The sequence below is a fragment of the Spirochaetales bacterium genome (genome assembly GCA_016930085.1).
In the GTDB taxonomy this organism is placed as follows: Bacteria; Spirochaetota; Spirochaetia; order SZUA-6; family JAFGRV01; genus JAFGHO01.
On sequence record JAFGHO010000092.1, the window covers coordinates 1 to 17403 of the forward strand.

A 17403-nucleotide genomic window follows, 5' to 3' on the forward strand; every position below is an offset into this window, starting at 1 on the left:
GAATTTCCGTGGAGGACGGAATTTCCGTGGAGGACGGAATTTCCGTGGAGGACGGAATTTCCGTGGAGGACGGAATTTCCGTGGAGGCTGAAATTCTTCTCGTTCTTCTCTGGTACAAGGGAAACTCGTATTATTTTCTAGACCGATACAACGAAGCCCGGGAATGTTATCGGCCCGTCGCTGATCATTATCCCTATCCGGACGGTTATCTCTATGCGTATTATGCCTCCGCCTTTTTCAAGGACGGGAAGAAGGATGAGGCGGTCTCATTGCTGGACGAGGCACTTTTAAAGCTCGAAGACAACGGGGCGAAGGCTGTCGTTTACTGGTATCTTTCCTCGTTTCATTATGCAGAGGAAAATTATGAAGGGGCGATAGAGGCGGCAAACAGGGGATATGAAGCCGATCATAGCCTGATGGGACCCGTCTATTTCGGACTTCTCTCACACCTTACCCAACGCAGTAATACCGATGCACTCCGCTCATTGCTTATCATTATCAACCACTGCTTCCATAATCGCGTCTTCGACTACCTCCCTGAAATCTATGACGACATTCTCCTCTTCACGAAAAGCGATCCCGGACATAGCGGGGCATACACATGCCTCTGGTTCCTCGCTTGTGCCATGGAAAAGCCCGACGAAACCGGGATTTTCAAAAATATCGACCACTCGCTCGTAAGCATGGACCTCCTGAACGGCATCGATTATCCCCATGGCATCCTCTACTCATTACTCGGCCGGTATTACTCCCTTACCGGAAACGACACTATGAAGAAAGCGTGCGCGTATTATTGTTATACCACGCCATCCGGTCTCGCCGGATATGACGGCAGTCCGGATGGATATTTTTTCATCTGGGAGGAAAACGGCAGATTGCCATGGTCAGCCGAAAATTATCTCCTTACCCGGGCTCGCGCTGCAGGGAGACATTTCCCATCCGATCATACAAAAGAGGCGGAACTTGTCGTGCAGCAGGGCCACTCCCATGCCGTCTGGGGCCTTGATTACAATCGTGAAGGAAACCTTATCCTCACCGCATCCCTTGACAACACAATCAGACTCTGGCGGACGGACGGAAGGCTTCTCAGAATAATGAAGGCCCATACGGATGACGTAAACAAGGCCGTCTTTATTCCCGGAAGCAACCTCATCGCGTCGGCGGGCCAGGATCGTACGATCCGTTTCTGGGACATGGAGGGGAGACTCCTTTCGACAATCGAATCCGCTCACCCGGATGACGTGGATACGATCGCAGCGGCGCCTGACGGTTTGAGTCTCGTTACGACCTCGACATTTTACAAAGCCGAATCGAATGACGAGGTGTCCTTCGATTCGACGGCAAGTAATAACGTGATGATAAAGTTCTGGTCTGTCGAAGGGGACTGCCGTAAAACCGTCGAGATCGAAAATATGGAACGGATCAACGATATCGCATGGAGTCCCGACGGCTCTTTTTTTGTTACCGGACACGGCCATTTCTTCCTCGGCCGGGGAGATAACGCGGTCAGGCTCTGGAACCCGGACGGCGTGCTGCTGGCGGAAATGACAGAACATATCGATGCGGTCAATTGTGTGGCCCTCAGTCCCGACGGCATGACAATCGCATCGGGCTCGAAGAATGGGGAGATCATTCTCTGGAATCCGGAAGAATCGGGAAACCCGCCCCGCATTATCGGCGGAAGCACCGACAGCATCAACGATATCGCCTTCAGCCCCGACGGAAAACTCTTTGCAACGGCATCGGGTGCCTTTTCAGGCGGCGATGGAGACAATACCGTGAAGCTCTGGACTCGTGCCGGAAAACTTCTCAATATCATGGAAGGTCATATCGACAGCGTCATGACCGTTTCATTCGAGCCGGAAGGACATATACTGGCATCAGGCTCCAAGGACGGGACGGTTAAACTCTGGACCCTGGACGGTTCCCTCATCCGTACCTTCGAAGCCAACTGGAACTTCCTTTACTGTTGCGCATGGAGTCCCGCGGGAAATATCATCGCGACAGGATCGAATGAAGACCGGATCTCATTCTGGGAAACTTCCGGGGCACTCTATTCATCGATCGACCCGACATCCGAATATGTCGGTGTCCTCGATTACAACCCGGACGGCACAATCCTCGCGTCCGGTTCGGGCGACGGTAAAATAAGGTTGTGGGACAGGGAAGGAAGACTGCTTTCGTCCTTCCAGGCCCATGAAACGGGATTCAACGATCTGAAGATAAGTCCGGACGGGCGCATGATCCTCTCCTCGGCATTCGATAATACCGTCTGCCTCCGGGATATGAACGGCGGGATCCTCCATGATTTCGGCAAACCGGATTCGAGTGCGGAAGCCATCGGGTTTACACCGGACTGCACACACATAGTCCTCGGTATAAAAACGGAGATAGTCTTTTACGGTCTCGACGGAAAAGAACGCAACCGTATCCGGTACCAGGACGAGATAGAAGACTTCAAACGGCCTTTCGATTATATACGCTCCCTCGCCGTCAGTCCGGACGGCCGCTATGTGGCCGCAACCGCCGACGATCCATTCGGCAATGGAAATCATGCGGTAAAGGTGTTCGACATCTCGGGGAGACTCATCCGCGATTTCAGGGGTCATACGAACGGTATCGCCCGAATCACCTTTTCACCCGATTCGCGGCTTCTCGCTTCAGGTTCCATCGACACGACGGTACGGTTGATGAATGTCGAAACGGGAGAGGTAATGGTCCTTTCCGGCCATCACGATAAAATCGAGGACCTTGATTTCAGTCCGGACGGAAGGTTTCTGGCAAGCACCGGCTATGACGCGACACTCCGCATCTGGAATACGCAAACGGGAAAAGGATTCGCGATACTCAGTGAAGGCGATGAATGGATATCCTATACGGATACCGGGTACTTCGACTCATCCCGCGGCGGGGGTGAGTTGATCAATATGGTAGAAGGTTTGAACGCATACGGTATCGACCAGTTTTCCGCATTCAAAAACAGGCCCGATATCGTGCTTGAAAGCGCGGATATCGCCGAAGATGCCGAAATGCAGCACTTCCGGATGCAATATATAAAACGCCTGCTGAAAAACGATTACGTCCCCGACCGGATACCCCTCTCCGCTTTCAGGAAGATACTTGAAGAAGTGACTGACGCGGTATGGAAGGATCTTCTTTCATCGTGCTACGCTTTCCGGGAAGGTGATACGGTGATCCGTTCCCGTGATCTGTCATACGGGGAAAAACTTGATCTCCTCCGGATACCTCCTTATCGCCTTTATATTGAGACAACATCGGTCCATGATTACCATGTTCCCCGCGCCGTGATTACCGGGACGCGAAAGTCCGGCAATCGTCTTTTTCTCGAGTTCACGTTAAGCGACTCACGTTACGATATTACCGGCTATAATATTTTCGTCAATGACGTCCCCGTCTTCGGTTCCGGCGGCCACATCCTCGAAAAAAGCGGAAGACGGGTGTACGCACACAGAATGCTCGAGCTGACACCGGGGAGGACCAAAATCGAAGTAAGCTGTATCAACGAAAAACTCACCGAGTCCTACAGGGATCTTCTGATCATCGATCATAAAGGCATTGAAAGGGGCGATCTCTATTTTATCGGCTTTGGCGTGTCGAACTACCGGGACCCGTTACTGAACCTCCTCTACCCCCGCAAGGACGTCGAAGACCTTGCATCCCTTTTTGGAAAAATGCGCGACGGTTTTGAGAATATTTACTGCCGCACCGTGACCGACACCGATTGTACGGTACGGGCCATTAAAGAGGCGACGTCATTTCTCGATGATGCACAACCCGAAGATACGGTCGTGCTGTTTATTTCCGGCCACGGCGTCCATGAACGGAACGCCGAGGCAACCTATTATTTCCTCACGAATGAGACGGATGTTTCCGATCTTGCCGGCAGTGCGGCCGAATTCGGCCTGATCGAAGACATTCTCGACGACATCAAGCCGAGAAAAAAACTCTTTCTCATGGACACCTGCGAATCCGGTGAAGTCGACGAAAACTATGTCGATGATTTCATGACTGCCTCGGAAATCGAGGGAATCAGACCGAGGGCGATTATCCGCCTCAGGGAGGGTAAACGGGAACAAACGGGAATGATGCGTGCAGACGGCAGGACTTACCTCTTGAACAAAAACCGGTTCATCTACAACGATATCTTCCGCAGAACCGGGGCGATTGTTTTTTCCAGTTCACGCGGGGGAGAATATTCTTACGAACCCGGCGTCTATATGGAAAACGGAAACGGCTTTTTCACCGCAGCACTTCTCGAAGCCCTCTCAGCCGGGGAAACGGATACGAACGGGGACATGAGGATTTCGATGGATGAACTGAAAACATATGTGATCGGCGCGGTTTCCAAACGGAGCGGGGGCCTGCAGAACCCCACGGTCGACAGGGACAATATTTTCATCAAACTGGGCTTTCCGCTTGTGGAAGAAAATCAATAGCACCGGTTGAATAAATGCATGGAATGTGAGAAAATAATGTGAACAAGACATCGCGTAATCAAAGGAAATCGTCATGTCATTCATTAAAAGCAAAATTGTTATCGCCCTGCTTTTGATTTCAGCTTCCGTCGTATTGTACTTTTTTCATTATCTGATGTTTCATGATTCACATCATATATTCATCTACCTCCTCGGAGATATCGCCTTTCTTCCCCTCGAGGTACTCCTTGTCAGTCTTGTTATTGAAAACCTCCTCAGCCGCAAGGAGAAACGGGAAAAACTAGAGAAACTCAATATGGTTATCGAAACTTTTTTCAGCGAGTTCGGAAAAGACGTACTGAAACAATTTTCGGCCTGCGACAGAAACCTGAATCAGGTACGAAAATATCTTGTTATCGAAGACTGTACGAAAAAGACCGATTTCAAAGCGATCAAAACCCTCATGAAAACATACAATGCGAATATCGATATCGCGACTGTCGATTTGCCGGAACTCTCACACTTTCTCAGTGAAAAACGGCATTTCCTCCTCAACCTGCTTCAAAATCCGAACCTTCTCGAACATCAGTCGTTTACCGAAACCATCATGGCGATCTTCCATATCACCGAGGAACTCGCAGCGCGCGATCTATCCCGCCTTTCCGAAGACGATCGCTCACACACGAAACAGGACATCGAACGGGCATACCGGCATCTGATCTTCCAGTGGCTGGGTTACATGTCGTTTATTCAGAAGCATTATCCGTATTTTTTCCTTTTCGCAGCGAAAACGAACCCGTTTAATAGAGAGCGTCAATAATAATGGAAGCAGGAGTAAGAAAATCATGATAAAAAACAACCGTTTTCTGTGTATGGCGGCTTTTTTGTTTGTCTGCCGCATCCTCACAGCGCAAAACGGCGGTCCCGTCGTATTTATCCTCGCGGGACAGTCCAACATGGTCGGGACGGGAAACATTATGGATCTGCCTGAGGCATTGAAAGCGGAACAGGTGAATGTTCTCATCTATACGGCAGGAACATCGGAATACGGCTGGACGACGTTACAGCCTGGTGTCGGGGCGCAGACCGGGTCGTTCGGTCCGGAGGTAACATTCGGCCGCGATATATCGCGGGGTCTTCCCGGAAAGACAATCGCACTCATCAAGGTCGCATGGAGCGGGTCCAGTCTCGCCTATGATTGGCGTCCCCCTTCAGCCGGCGGAACATTGGGAAACCTCTACACCGAGTTCGTCGATCATGTACGGAACGCGTTGAATACACTCCCTTCAGGCGGGGGAGCCGGGATCGCGGGTATGTGCTGGATGCAGGGGGAATCGGACGCGTGTAATATCTACCCCGCAAGCGAGTACAAGACAAACCTCACCTGTTTCATCAATGACGTGAGGGCGGAGTTCGGCGTCCCGCAGATGCCGTTTGTCATCGCCATGATCGAACGCACCGATGTCTGGCAGGAATACGAGGTCGTACGCGAAGCCCAGGCAGCGGTTGCGGCGGAGCTTCCCGATGTCGGAATTTTCGACTGCGACGGGTTCCCTTCGGACGGTTCCCACTATCAAGCCGCGGGATTGATCCTGATGGGCGAGGCCTTTGCCGATGCGATGCTCGGTCTTTTGCCCGGAATTGTCGAACCGGAAATCACCAAAGGCGACGTCAACGGAAACGGCGGCATCGATATAGTCGACGCCCTCCTGATAGCCCGGTACTACGTGGGACTCGGACCGTCCGGCTTTCCCGCAAACGCAGCAGATACCGACTGTAACGGCCGGATCGATATCGTGGACGCACTCCTGGTCGCGCAATACTATGTCGGTCTTAGAAACGGTTTTTGCTGACGCCGTCGAACCTCGCCGGCCGGCTGCCGTTATATTTCTTTCGGGGATTTCCGCGATTTTTTTATTAACCTATGGCCGGTTTCTGATGAAAAGTGGTATTATTAATACGAACGGGACCGGATTATGAAAAATACCCTCATTGTTACCGCTTTCACGGCGCTTACACTCATACTCTTTGTTTTTTTCTGCTGCGACCTCTCTTTCCCGCCTGCTTCTTTCGAAGGACCGTTCGATGCGCCCACCCCCACCCCGACCTTCCCTCCCGTTCTTTCACCCTCACCGACCCCCACCATCCCCCCGGACGGAAACATGATCTACAATGCCGATTTTGATAACGGCATGGACAGGTGGTCGCAATGGATCAATACCGGTGAAGGGACAAACGCATCGATCGCTTTGGATTCGGGTGCATGTCTCATCGATATTACCGACGGAAGGGATACAAGCTGGTATATTCAATTGTATCAGCATTCGCTTACTATCGTAGCCAATAAAAAATATAGCCTGTCGTTTGACGCACGTGCGGCTTCACCGAGGATTATCGATATCGGGATACAGGAAAACGACAGGGACAATAACGGCGACGGCAACAATTACACGGGATACGGCTGGTTTGTCGTCAATCTGTCGAACACCATGACGCATTACGACGGCCTTGAATGTGTGATGAACGAGATCACCGACCCGGCCGCACGGCTTATATTTAATTTTGGAGCTGATAATAATAATGTCTGGCTGGACAATATCATGCTTGTGGAATCAGACCCATAGAGAATTTTACACCCGCTCAATAAGAGTCTTCGACATCTTGAAGAACAAAATCTTTTCTCGCCGTGATATAGGGTTTGATACCGTGAACCCATGAAAAGTTTACCTCGATCGCATTATCGAGATCCGATTCCGTGATATTCTGATACGTATCTTCCAGCGCGGCATCAACGATAAGGGCTTTGATCCTTTCGATACGGGGATAGAGGTAGTCTTCATTGAAAAAATGTTCGATATGATATTTCAGGCATTGCCGGTAATACTGGCGAAACGAGGGAACGAGCAGGATTCTGTCGATCAACGGCCGCCTGCCCTCGGAACTATCTGTATTTCTTGGTTCGAACGCATAAACGTCGGAGGTCTCCACTTCGAATCCCGCCCACATAGCCCCGAAACAGTGATCGAGGTCCCAGGGTATCCACATAAATCGCCCGCCATAATTATAGAGGAAGAAATTATGCGCATAGTACCAGTAATCATCGATCGTTCCGATGAGTGCATTGATTGCGAGCGCGGAGAGAAACTCATGGACACAGAAATAATACTGTATCCTCTCTTCAAAACTGCCGTCCACCGTATTGTTCAATACCGATATGAACCCGGCAATATCGGTACAATCGAAGCTGTCCGCATTTGTCATTATTTCGAGTGCGGGGGAAGGATTCGCGGCGGTTGCGATATAGGATTGCCGGTCTGCAGAAACCCAGCTGAGTTCACTCCAGTTGTCCTTGTAACAATTACCGACGGGATTCCCGAAACGCGACTCGAAAAAACGGTGTTTCACCTGCTCGACGACCAGATACAGGCCTTTATATTCATTATTGATGTACAACCGGGCATAGGCCGTTCTTCCGGAAGGAATCCCCGCGGCGTTAAACAGATCGTATGCGAGCTTTTCCCTCATCATCGAGTTATCGCCATAGTTCGAATTAAGATTTATCCGTTTTAAACCCATAAAAAGATTTCCCTCGTCGGGGAAAATTATTTTGTATTTCTTTTTCGTCGCATTGTCGAATGAATATCCGCCCCTGCCCCTCATTCCGATACCTTCGATCACGACAGGTGTACCGTACCCTTCCTCGCTCCAGTAGAAGGAAAACACGGCAGGAGAAAAATGGTCGCTTGCGAGATAGGTATAATCCACCCCGTCATCGTTATCCCAATCAAAAAGATCCTCTGCAACATCGACCTCGATACGGTACACATCTTCCTGCGGTCCAAAAAAGAAAGCGGCTTCATCATCGATATATCCCTGATAAGCGACGGGGACAAAGGGAACGGGTTTCATGGAGGGGAAATCGTAGGGTGTACATGAAGAGAGCACCAGATATACGATTATTATCAAAAAGCCGCGGCCATATCTGCGCACATTGCTAATATACTATCTAAACGTTTATTTTTCAATTTTTTCATCCTTTCAGACACCCGCCATTCGGACTGATATGCCGTCTTCGTATTCTTTTATTGCATAAAGCCCCCGGATATGGTATAGTAACGTGACATACCCGATAAGGCTGTCTTTGGAAAGCATAACAATTATGAATAAACGGTTTCATTTACCTGAATTCACATCAGGCCTTTTTACTTGCATCGTATTACTGATGAACCTTTATGGCTGTGCAGGGGAATACGGTGCGGAACGCATACATGCCGATCTCGAGGGATACCTGTTCATCAATGAACTCGTCGCCGCCTCCTCGGACTCATCGGACTGGATAGAACTATACAATCCGACCGATACTGCAATCGACCTCTCCGGTTTTTATTTGAGCGATACCTTCTCGAAACCCCTCAAATGGGCATTCCCCGACGGTACGATTATCGAAAAAGAGGGTTTCCTGGTTGTCGAAGCGAACAATCCCGAAGCGGAGATACAGATCGATTTTCGTCTGGATAACGATGAGGCGGTGATCCTCACCACACCGGGAGGAACAACGGTCATCGACAGTGTGGATTATCTCAGTTTCCATGTTCCCGAAGACATGTCATACGGACGTCATCCGGACGGCGGGGCGATCTGGATGACCTTCCCCGACCCGACAAAAGGAAAACCGAACAAACCATGAAAAACACCGTCGTTATTTTCTTTATTATCCGGTTGCTTGTGACGGCACATGCCGCGGGTGCGGCCGGTTTTAAACTCGTCGACGACAATGACGCCGAATTAATCCTGCACATGGGATACGAGATTTCCGGAGAATACGAAATCGATGATGAACAATATACATTATCTCTTTCAACGATCTCCTTTTCCCTGAAGAGTGAATTGTATAAATCCCTTTCACTCAAACTCTCAATGGAATTCGTAGAATCTCCGTCCGGAGAACCTGATGTCTACCTCCTTCAGCTGGAAGACCTCTATGCCGGCTACGGGTTCCACGATTTCCTCTCGATGCGTATCGGCAGATTCAAGGTGCCTTTTGGTGAAGAAGTGTTCGACGGCGCGGATGAGCGGCCGTATATCGATCACCCGGACACGACGGAAAAAATCGCGTGCGGCCGCGATCTCGGAATTATGGCGTCGGGCGAAAATATCTTCAATCTTTTCGGTTATGATGCGTGTCTTTCCTCGGGAAGACTCGAAACGGTGTCTGAAGACGCAGAATCCGCCTTGCTTTTGACGGGAAAGATCTTCATGCGTCATTCGATACATGATATAATCGATATCAGGGCCGGCTATTACGGATATTATCATTACGTCAACGATATCGTCTCCCGGCAAGGCCTGGCCCAGGGAATGTTCGCTTCACTTGCATGGGAACCGGCAGCCTTGCATACCATATCGCTACATATCGAATATATGGAACGGCTTCGCATGAGAAACGTCAGCAACCGGACCATGGATTGGCGCCGCGGGCTTTTCGGGATTCTGTCGTACCGCTACGATTTCATCGAACCGGTGGTCGTCATGGACTGGTACGACAGAAGCCTTCTCGACACGGACAGTGACGAGGGACTGGTGACGACATCGATAGGCGCTGCCGCCTATTTTCTCGAAGATGATATCCTTATCTTCAAACTTCTCTATGTGTGCTCCTGCCCGCTATCCGGCGCCCCCTCCGAAAATATCGTCTCCGCCGTCGTCCATCTTGTATACTGAAAACCCCGGGGCAGCAGACGCATTTCACGATACAAACGATCCGAAGGGCATCGTAGCGTTCTCGTATCCGTTATACGGTAATTTATTGAACCGGAGAAAGCACGACGATATACGCATCGTCTTCACCCGCCTCCGGTAATACGATAACGATCCGTCCGCCTGAGACTTCATCGATATAATCGGCGACGGCAACCGGTGCGGATAAATTGTTTCCTGCCGTATACGGTATTTTCTTTATCACAACGCGCACCATGCCGTTCAAAGCCGAATCCGGCGGCAAGGAGGCAATGGCCAGCCGCACGTCTCTCGCTTCGCCGTTCCGTCTCATATAACGGCCGACAATGACGGATACCGTACCTGCTTCCGGATCATAAGCGGCGACACCCTCAACGGCAAGCGGCGTATTCGAAACGACGACATCGCATTCGTATCCGGCCACATCCGCATACTCCCTGAACGTCCACCAGACGGACCTCGGCTTTCCATGGACGGGATCCAGCAGGCCGTCGAGTGAACAGATACCGCAATTGCTTATACCGTCGTTCGGAAACGGTTCCGTCCAGCAGCTCTTGGCGGCCGCCTCGATCCCCGCACGGTGGATTTTCGCCATGACGCCGACCGCATGGCCCGGCGAATGCTGATATGAAGCGTCGATGACTTCCGTGATCATGATACGGGAAACCGGATAGGCGCGTTCAGCGACATGAGTCTTTACCGATTGAACGCGCCCTGGAATCGTATCGATCATCGACGGCGTCAATTCGTGCCAGTTCAGTATGTCGGGGAGAACATTGTTACGCGATGCATAATCAAGAAAGTCGATTATTTTTTCCCTGTCGAACACCGACAAACTCGGACCCGTAACGAGCGCGTCCGGGTCGAGTTTTTTAATTTCAACGACCCCGCGCCTGTATGTTTCGAGATACTGCTTCCAGCTCCGTTTCCAGAAATCCCGTATGTCCGGTTCGTTCCAGATATCCCAGACAACCCCGTCATATCCTTTTGAAAGGGACTTTTTCACCGTATCCCCGACACACGTCTCCCAGGCATCCCAGTCGCCGCCGTCGCCCGGCCATCTCCCGTCTCCGATTCCCGTTTCAAAGCTTCCGCCTTTCAGATACAATGCCGCGTACGCGACCGGGAAGAAATATAAAAACTTCGCATGCAAACGCCGGGCGCGTTCATATACGTCCAAATTCGTGCTCCGTATGATCGACGGCTTCAATGGGACGATGTACTCATCGGGGGGTTCGCTGTTTGAAAGTGAATCGAGAACACCGTATGCGTGATTCCGGAAGGGTCGTTCCGTATCAGAAACGAAAACGGTAATGTCCGCTTTTGCCGCATTATCGGCCAGCGCCGTTATCCGCGCATGCGAAAGCGCATCCGAGTATATCCTCACTTCATCGATAATACCGTGCGCCGGGTAAGGATAATCGGGATTTGAAGGAGAGGCAATACCGATACGAACCCGGTTGCGGCCAAGCGGCTGCGCTATCGCTCCCGGATCGAAAAACCGTTCTCCGAAAAGCAATCCGTTCACATAAAGGCGGACGAATCCGTTTTCGCGGTCGACACTGCCCGCAATATGATAAAAAGTCCCGGGCTCGAGGGGTGTTTCCGAGGTAACGCCCGCCCACACTCCCCCTTCCAGAAAATGATACATGGAAAACTTCATGGCATAATCGTAGGCCAGACCGATATGATACCCTTCCTGCATCACGATACCGAATGAAGGATTTCCGGATGCCGGGGTTACTTCGGGAACCGACAATGGCATAAACCATGCACATATCGTAAAGCTGCCCCCTTCCATGTCAGTCAGTGAAACGGAATCGGGAAGTTCGACATAATCGACTCCGTCGGACGGATCGCATTGCAGTCCACCCCCGATAACACCCTTTGTCCACAGGGGATTCCCCCTCAAAACGCCGTGATTGCCGTTGTCTGAAGCGTCGTGAACGGAAGTCCCCCGTCCCTCGTCGAAACTCCAGTAACCGACGAGTGCTTTCGACATCGTTTTGTCCGTATCCGGTCCCTCCCGATCACTCCTTCGCCGGTCTGTGCCGGACATACAGGTCACAAGGAAAAAGACAATACAGAAACAGAAGACGAGTTTACCTGCCGGTTTCAAGTTGGCGTTTTCCCCGCCTGTAGATCTTTGAGTGCGACATGTCACGAGAGGGTGAACGACCGGTAATGTGTTCATGCCGCGGGTCTTTTCCGTGCATTTCATTCGCCCAACGCCGCTTCAATACGCTTCGTTACCGCCTCATCATCCGGTTTTGTTTTCGGTTCGAAACGGCCTATGACCGTGCCCTTTCTGTCAACAAGAAACTTCGTGAAGTTCCATTTGATCGAACCGTGAAAACGGGGATTGGTTTTTTTTCCCGTCAAAAACCCGTACAATGGAGCGATATCCTTTCCTTTTACCGATATCTTTTGAAACATTGGAAAACCGACATTGTAGGTCAGCGAACAAAACTGTTTGATTTCTTCGTTACTGCCGGGCTCCTGCCGGAGAAAATTATTCGCGGGAAACCCGAGGATATATAATCCTCTCTCCCGGTAGTGTTCGTATATGTTTTGAAGTCCTTCGTATTGGGGCGTGAAACCGCACTTGCTTGCGACATTGACGATAAGCAGCACGCTTCCTTTAAAACGCTCAAGCGACACGTCGTTGCCGTCGATGTCGGTAACCGTAAAATCATATATCGTATGTTCCATATCCCATGGCCTCCCGGTTCATGTATGACAATACTTTATCCCTTTTGACGGCGATAGGCAAGCCTTCTTTTTTACATGAGGGGAATAGTGAAAATCATTTGATGAGGCTTGACAGATGTGACGCAGCCTGGTATAGTTACATAACATTATTAAATCAGTGTACATACCGGTTTGAACCTTCCCGAATTAAACGAAAATCAGGCAATAGCATTGCATGAAAGAAACTTGATAATCAATCACGAGGAGATAACAATGGAATCACCTATTATCGACGAAATGATGCGTATTATAACCTCTCAATGGATTTCCGCCCCGCTTTATACGGCGGTCAGACTGGGAATTCCCGACCTGTTACTGGATTCATCCCGTTCTGTCACCGATTTGTCCCGGGAAACCGGCGCAGATGAATCCTCCCTCTATCGCATACTCAGGGGATTGGCTCACGTCGGTATTTTCAGTGAAGAAAGGGACCGCATTTTCAGTAACACGGAAAAATCCCGTCTTCTTGTTTCCGATTCGCTTGCCCCTATCGCGCTCATGTTCCTTTCAGAATGGCATACCGATGCAATGAAAATGCTCTGTGACGGTGTGCTCAACGGAAAATGTCCGTTTGAACTGGCATTCGGAAAGGACGCCTCGACCTGGCTTTCACAACACCCCGAAGCCGCATCAATCTTCAACAGGGCTAATTCAATAAAAACAAAATCGATTGTTTCATCTTTATTGGAAGCATACGATTTTTCCCGAATTCGAACGGTCACCGACATCGGCGGGGGGACGGGCGGCCTTCTCGCCGGGATCCTTTCGGCTTACCCCTCGCTTTCAGGTACAATCCTGGAGCTTCCGCATGTCATTCCGCAGACACGAGATGAAATCGGAAAAGCGGGGCTTGAAAAAATATGCGGCGCGGTATCCTTTGATTTTTTCAACGATGTCCCCGAATCCTCGGACCTTTTTCTTCTCGTCAATATCTTACATGACTGGGATGATATACGCTGCGGAAAACTATTGGACAATTGCGGAAAAGGGATGAAGCGGGACACCCGGCTGCTTGTTATCGAAATGCTTATCCCGAACTCCGGCAACCGTTCGTCCGCCGTTTTTATGGATATCGAAATGCTCGTCATGGGGAATGGAAGGGAACGGACAAAAGACGAATTCGAGTGTCTGCTTGTAAAAAGCGGACTTGCCCTTTCCGCATGCATTCCCTGCGGCGATTATCATATTCTTGAATGCACGCTGTCCGATAACACCTGAAAAGCGTTTATTCAGAGATCGACGAAAGCGGGAAGGAGAAGAAAATGAGTCATTGGAGTGATAATGCCATATTTTACCATATCTACCCCCTCGGTTGCTGCGGCGCGCCGTTTGCCAATGAACACGGTAAAGCGACGGAGGTCCGCCTTGCGGGATTGAAGGAGTGGATTCCGTATCTGAAAGACCTGGGGGTTAATGCCCTGTTTCTCGGGCCCCTTTTTGCTTCCGACACGCACGGGTATGACACTATCGATTATTATTTTGTCGACAGAAGACTCGGGGCCAATGAAACACTTGCCGATCTGGTCCGGACATACCATGATCACGGATTCAAGATCATCGTCGACGGCGTATTCAACCATACGTCCCGTCATTTTTGGGCGTTCCGGGATATCGTCCGCAACGGACAGACCTCACCCTATGTCGGATGGTATGCGAAAATCGATTTTTCCGGCCGCAGCCCCTCGGGCGATCCCTTTTCTTACGACTGCTGGGAAGGGCACTACAATCTCCCCAGACTGAACCTTGAAAACGGCGATGTCGTCCGGCACCTTTTCGGGGCGGTCAAAAAATGGATAACCGAATTCGGCATCGACGGTCTTCGTCTCGACGCTGCCTACCACCTGAATCATGCCTTCCTGCGGCAATTGAAAACGTACTGCCGCTCCCTGAACCCCGATTTCTGGCTTATGGGCGAGGTGATCCACGGCGATTACACCATCTGGGCGAATCCGGGAATGCTGGACAGTACGACCAATTATGAAACCTACAAGGGACTTTATTCTTCACACAACGACCGCAACTTCTTCGAAATCTCCTATTCGCTGAACAGGCAATACGGCAATTCGGGGATCTACAAAAACCTGATGCTCTATAATTTTGCGGACAATCACGATGTCGAGAGGATTTCAAGCAGACTCGCCGACGTCAATCACCTCACGACACTTTACGCGCTTCTTTTTACCATACCCGGTATTCCCTCGATCTATTACGGTAGTGAAACGGGCATCGAAGGCGTCAAAAATCACGATGATTCGGGTTTACGTCCACGACTGAGCGCCGAAAAGATAAACGGGCTGGCGCGCGATAATCCGCTGCACGAGTGGATTAAAACACTGATCGCGGCAAGAAAATCCCACCCTGCGCTTCAAACCGGAAGCTACCGCCAGCTTTACGTTTCACACCTGCAATTCATCTTCAGCCGGTCACGTGCGGACGAGGAAATCGTCGTCATCCTCAATGCCGACAGCGCAGAAAGCCGTGTTCGCTGCATGTGTCACGGCCGATACATCGAATTGACCGGCCCTCACCGTACGTTTTTCTTCGATCATCCGCAATCCGAACTGACACTCGCCCCGTACTCGGCGATGCTTCTCAAACGGGTTTGATGCACCTGATTATCGAGGATGACCTGATCCAGGGAATATCCCCGCGAACGTGAGGCATAAAGAAGGTAATGTTCGGCGGGGAGTATCTCGTATATCGACGGGGCCGGCATCCATTTTTTGCGCGTTTCCCAGAGGGAGAGTTCATGGTGCGTTCGCGGCTTTCGCGGAACACCCGTTCGGGATACTTCCCTGTAAAACAGCCTGTTCGACCTGATCGTGCGTCCTGAAACCGCACAAAGTACTTCCCGCCCATCGATGATCAACCCGTAAGCGCGCGCGTTTGCGGCAAAGGGGGTGTTTTTATAGAGAACGAATCCGCTTTCGGTGAACCTGTCCGTATACGGCGCCGCGCGACCGATAAATTCGAAAGTAAGTTCGAGATCTTCGTCGGTGCCGCCGGGAAGACCGAAAATCATCATGCAGAGATTGTTGATCCCCGCCTCGTGGGATTGCTGCAACACGGCGGCGATATGGCGTGCGGACGTTCCCTTGTTTGCCGTATCAAGCAGTCTTTGGGAACCGCTTTCGACTCCCCAGCTTATCCAGCGGCAGCCTGCCCGATATAGTTTTTGAAAAAGGTCGTATGAATAATCCGCAGAAGGCCGTCCCATGAAATGAAAAAAAATCGGCAGGTTTTTATATAGCAAAGCGTCTGCGAGACGGTGAAGATCATGCGTATCGATATACTGATCGGTGAAATAAAAATGGCGTGCCCCGTTTTTTTCGATATGGGATTCCAGTTCGCCCGTAAAATTACCGATATCCTTTATCCGATAACCAGAGAAAGAATGATTATGGGCGCAAAACCGGCATTTTCGCCATCTGCACGACCGCGATAATTGCACGGGCAAAACCGGAACAGGATTGGCGTAGCCTCCGGTATGTATCAATCCGCTGAAATCCTGAACCGGTAGTGTTTTCAGACTGAGTGTTACCTGGTATGAAGAACGGATGATCCTGCCTTCCGCCCGGTAAACGATACCGGGAATCGTCGCAAGTGGCCTGTTTTGACAATATGCGGCGATCCCGATCTCCGCTTCACCGGTAAATACGACATCTATCCAGTTGCAGGCCAACAGGATGTCATCGCTTGAAAGCGCCGACATCGCGGCGCCGCCCATGATAATTCCGGGGTCCCCGTTTGTATTGAGGGTTCTTATTTTTTTTGCAAGGGCAATTGAATAGATAAGCTGTGAATAATACATGACGGAAAACCCGACAAACCTCGGTTTACAGCCGGCGATTTGTTTCAGGTGCCTTTCGGTGACCGCTTTAAATTCTTCCGACTCACGGCCCGTATCGCAATAATCAGCTGCATCCAGGAGAAGTCGACCGCATTCTTTCGATACACGATGAATAAACGGATGGATCCGGGTTCTATAATCGGTTTCATTGAAAAAAGCTTCATCACGATGCAAAAGTATCGACCTGAAATCATAAACATCGTTCGTTGTGTGCGCGTAATGATTCCAGACTTCGATATTGAGATCGAGAACTACCGGTTCTATACAAGGGACATGCCGATTCAGATATGCGGCAATCGATGTTATCCCAAACGGTATGTATGTCGGATGCACTTTCGGAGGGAATACCAGGACGATTCGTTTTTCATTCTTCATATGTAGACACTTCCAGCCTTTCTTGAAAGAGGGGTGTTTTGATTGTGTGGAGGAGATGGTTTATAGATAATCTAAAACGATATCGTATAATCGTTGTATTCGCTTCATGATATATTCCTGCAGCAAGAAAATAACTATATTTCCGAATTTTGGCAAGATGCCGGCCTTTTTAAGCATCCTGGTTAGGTTACGGGTAACGTCTTTGACCGTCACCTTAAGAGTCCGCTCGAAATCCGGCCGTTTCCGCCTGCATTC

12 protein-coding genes are annotated in these 17403 nt (G+C 50.3%); 8 read left to right on the forward strand and 4 right to left on the reverse strand.

What is annotated here, in order from left to right; all coding sequences use genetic code 11:
- Positions 1-26 precede the first annotated feature (26 nt).
- The 4 genes from JW881_15595 to JW881_15610 all read left to right on the forward strand — a co-directional run bounded on the left by JW881_15595 (position 27) and on the right by JW881_15610 (position 7060).
- Entirely contained in the window at positions 27-4457 is a 4431-nt protein-coding gene (locus JW881_15595; GenBank protein MBN1698941.1) for a caspase family protein, read from the forward strand.
- A gap of 73 nt (positions 4458-4530) precedes the next feature.
- Positions 4531-5256: a hypothetical protein gene (locus JW881_15600; GenBank protein ID MBN1698942.1), complete on the forward strand. Its 726-nt coding sequence runs from the start codon at positions 4531-4533 to the stop codon at positions 5254-5256.
- 25 nt (positions 5257-5281) lie between these two features.
- The gene (locus tag JW881_15605) at positions 5282-6289 is read left to right on the forward strand and encodes a hypothetical protein (GenBank protein ID MBN1698943.1); all 1008 of its coding nucleotides are present in this window, start codon (positions 5282-5284) and stop codon (positions 6287-6289) included.
- A gap of 123 nt (positions 6290-6412) precedes the next feature.
- Complete coding sequence (locus tag JW881_15610; protein MBN1698944.1) at positions 6413-7060, forward strand: carbohydrate binding domain-containing protein; 648 nt, start codon at positions 6413-6415, stop codon at positions 7058-7060.
- A gap of 16 nt (positions 7061-7076) precedes the next feature.
- Here JW881_15610 and JW881_15615 read toward each other — a convergent pair whose 3' ends face one another.
- Entirely contained in the window at positions 7077-8402 is a 1326-nt protein-coding gene (locus JW881_15615) for a CotH kinase family protein (GenBank protein MBN1698945.1), read from the reverse strand.
- 256 nt (positions 8403-8658) lie between these two features.
- Between JW881_15615 and JW881_15620 the strand changes: the two genes are divergently transcribed.
- Both JW881_15620 and JW881_15625 read left to right on the forward strand, forming a co-directional pair.
- Positions 8659-9123 carry a lamin tail domain-containing protein gene (locus JW881_15620; GenBank protein MBN1698946.1) on the forward strand — a complete coding sequence of 155 codons (465 nt, stop codon included), beginning with the start codon at positions 8659-8661 and terminating at the stop codon, positions 9121-9123.
- Positions 9120-10157, forward strand: a complete 1038-nt coding sequence (locus tag JW881_15625) for a hypothetical protein (protein MBN1698947.1) — start codon at positions 9120-9122, stop codon at positions 10155-10157. Before JW881_15620 ends, JW881_15625 begins: the two co-directional genes overlap by 4 nt.
- Positions 10158-10239: 82 nt before the next feature.
- On the opposite strand, the gene JW881_15630 is transcribed toward JW881_15625, so the two are convergent.
- Positions 10240-12174: a hypothetical protein gene (locus tag JW881_15630; protein MBN1698948.1), complete on the reverse strand. Its 1935-nt coding sequence runs from the start codon at positions 12172-12174 to the stop codon at positions 10240-10242.
- A gap of 215 nt (positions 12175-12389) precedes the next feature.
- A complete protein-coding gene (locus JW881_15635) occupies positions 12390-12884 on the reverse strand; it encodes a glutathione peroxidase (protein MBN1698949.1) in 495 nt (164 codons plus the stop codon).
- 252 nt (positions 12885-13136) lie between these two features.
- On the opposite strand from JW881_15635, the gene JW881_15640 reads away from it, so the two are divergent.
- A complete protein-coding gene (locus JW881_15640; protein MBN1698950.1) occupies positions 13137-14141 on the forward strand; it encodes a hypothetical protein in 1005 nt (334 codons plus the stop codon).
- Between the two features lie 44 nt (positions 14142-14185).
- A complete protein-coding gene (locus JW881_15645) occupies positions 14186-15529 on the forward strand; it encodes a hypothetical protein (GenBank protein MBN1698951.1) in 1344 nt (447 codons plus the stop codon).
- On the opposite strand, the gene JW881_15650 is transcribed toward JW881_15645, so the two are convergent.
- On the reverse strand, positions 15469-17148 hold the full coding sequence (locus tag JW881_15650) for a radical SAM protein (GenBank protein MBN1698952.1): 1680 nt from the start codon (positions 17146-17148) through the stop codon (positions 15469-15471). The genes JW881_15645 and JW881_15650 overlap by 61 nt on opposite strands.
- Between the last annotated feature and the right edge of the window lie 255 nt (positions 17149-17403).